2 protein-coding genes and 1 pseudogene are annotated in these 2,282 nt (G+C 70.3%); 1 reads left to right on the forward strand and 2 read right to left on the reverse strand.

The annotated features are described in order from the left end of the window. Window positions 1-288: pseudogene (locus MXD58_RS29555) on the reverse strand (hypothetical protein); the annotation flags it as partial. 667 nt (window positions 289-955) lie between these two features. Between MXD58_RS29555 and MXD58_RS29560 the strand changes: the two are divergent. Continuing rightward, window positions 956-1,633 (forward strand): SnoaL-like polyketide cyclase, encoded by a 678-nt coding sequence (locus MXD58_RS29560; protein ID WP_374616844.1) that lies wholly within the window; start codon window positions 956-958, stop codon window positions 1,631-1,633. Window positions 1,634-1,746: 113 nt separating this feature from the next. Here the strand turns inward: MXD58_RS29560 and MXD58_RS29565 are convergent. After that, window positions 1,747-2,282, reverse strand: a 536-nt coding sequence (locus tag MXD58_RS29565) for an acyltransferase family protein (protein WP_250611428.1), incomplete at its 5' end; no start/stop codon positions are given.

Here is a 2,282-nt window from a genome sequence, read left to right on the forward strand (position 1 = left end):
GGCGAGCGGCGCGCCCAGGTCATCCGGCCCCACCAGGGTCTGCGGTCGGGCCGCACGCAGGCCGGCCGCGGCGAGGTCACCGGCGAGGAGGGCGACCCGACGCCACGACAGCGGGTCGCGCCAGGCCGGCGGCAACGCGAAGGACAGCGCGACGTGCGGGCTGCCGACGTCGATGAGGTGCGTACAGGCCACCGTCTCCGCCGGCAGCTCCAGCGTCTCGACCAGGTACTGGACGAGCCTGTCGGCGTCACGCAGCGTCGCGCAGCCGGCATCGACTCCGACGATCAACGATCGATCCTCATCGCCCATCTCGATCCCTTCGACGACGCGACGCCGGACGCGGCCGCCCGGTGCGCCGAGCGGAGGCTCGCAGCGTCGGGTGGAGTATCCGGCCAACAGATATGTACTAGCCAGTTATGACCACGGGCCGGGTAGTCATGCCGAAGGTGACATAGTTCCCTTTTGCTCCATGCTGGCTATACCACAGGGGTCGCACCGCCGACCTGCGCCGTTGCCGGGTCTCACGCGCGGCATCGCGGCGTGGGCGCGCCGGCGGGGCGTCCCAGCGTAGGCCCGGACACCTCGCCACGCCGGGACCCGGCGACGTCGGTCCCTGTCACGGACCACCGCCGCGGGCGACTTCGTGTGGCCTCCCGCCGGATCGGAAACAGGATTTCCGGCGCCGACCGGAATCACCTGACGTCATCTGCGATCCGGCGACCTCCGGAAAGGATCGGTGTTCCGTCTGAGCCGTGGATCAGACGCCGTCGCGGGAGACGGACCTTCGTCCCGTGTTCTGTCCACACTGGGGCTTCATGCCCCATAATCCGATGGAATTTCACTGAAGATCGGACCGGCCGACATCCGGTCACAATCTTCCGGCCTTGGCGACCAATGGGTCGCCGCGGGCACACGAAGGCCGTGACCTCACGGTTTTCAGATCTCGGAGGACGACATAGTGACCGACGACACTGCAGCCGATCAGCCGCTGCATCTACAGGGCCGGGAAGCCGTGATCGCCGCCATGCCGGACGCGGCGTGGCGCGATGGCCATCCGCCGGACTATCACCTGTCCCACCAGACCATGCCGGCGCAGCGCACCACGCAGCACGCCCCGGGATCACTCGCCGACGTGGTCGAGCGGGTCGTGCAGGTGTTCGAGATGGAGCTCTCCCACAAGAAGAACCCGACCGAATGGGTCAGCATGGTTGCCGACCAGGTCAGCGTCAGTGTCAACGGCGGGCCCAGGTTCGGCAGCGCCGAACTGGCCGAGCAGGGCAGCTATAACGTCCTGATCGGCGAGAACCCTTACTACTCGGCGAGCGAGGAATCCTTCGAGTCGTCGCATGACGTCTTTCACACGGCGTTTCCGGGCGGCTTCTTCTGGGAAGTCCTGGAGGTCTACTCGCCGCCGCCCGTGATCACCTTCAAGTGGCGGCACTGGGGCACCTTCAGCGGGCCGTACAAGGGTGTCGAGCCGACCGGCGAACGCATCGAGATGTACGGCGTGACGGTCGCCCACGTCACCGACGACCTCCGCCTCACCGACACGCAGCACTTCTATGACAACAGCGACTTCCTCGGCCGGCTCGCCCGCGGCCAGCTCACCCCCAACCCCGCGGCGCACCAGTAGCCCACCGCCTGCCCCGGGCGACCGGCCACAGCACCCGGCCGCGTCGCCCGGCCGGGCCCCCACCGCACCTCGCTCCCCTCCGGCTGCGCGTCAGACCGGCCGCCCTCGAGGACTCAGCGTCCGATTCGCCCCCTCGGAAGAACCGGCCACGACGCCGACCGGTCGTCGCGAGGCAGGCCGGTGGGGCCCGCCGGGCTGGCGGCCCAGCGTGGCCGGCGGCGTTGGACCGGCTGTTCCACCAGGTAGTAGGAGGCGGCGGCGAGGCCCGTGCTCAGCACGATCGCGATCAGGACCTGCGCGGCCGGGTCCAGCCGGCCGCCGAGCTTGTCGCGCACGGTGCCGGCCACCGGGAAGTGCCACAGGTAGAAGGCGTAGGAGATGCGCCCGAACCAGGACATCGGCGCGCAGCCGAGGACCGCCGCGAGCGGGCTGTCACGGCGCCGGTCGACACTGACGATCACGATGGCGGCCAGCAGGGCGACTGCGGTGAAGCCGCCGAGGTCCATCGCGGTGATCCCCTCGCCCGGTTCCGGCGCGAGGACGGCGAGGGTGCCCAGCGCGGCGAGCGCGACCGGCCCGGCGACCACGAGAACCTTCCCCGCGACCACGCGGGTGCGGGCGTCGAGGGCGGCGCGGCGCAGCGCGCTGG

The organism is Frankia sp. AgKG'84/4, assembly GCF_023242965.2.
Taxonomy (GTDB): Bacteria; Actinomycetota; Actinomycetes; order Frankiales; family Frankiaceae; genus Frankia.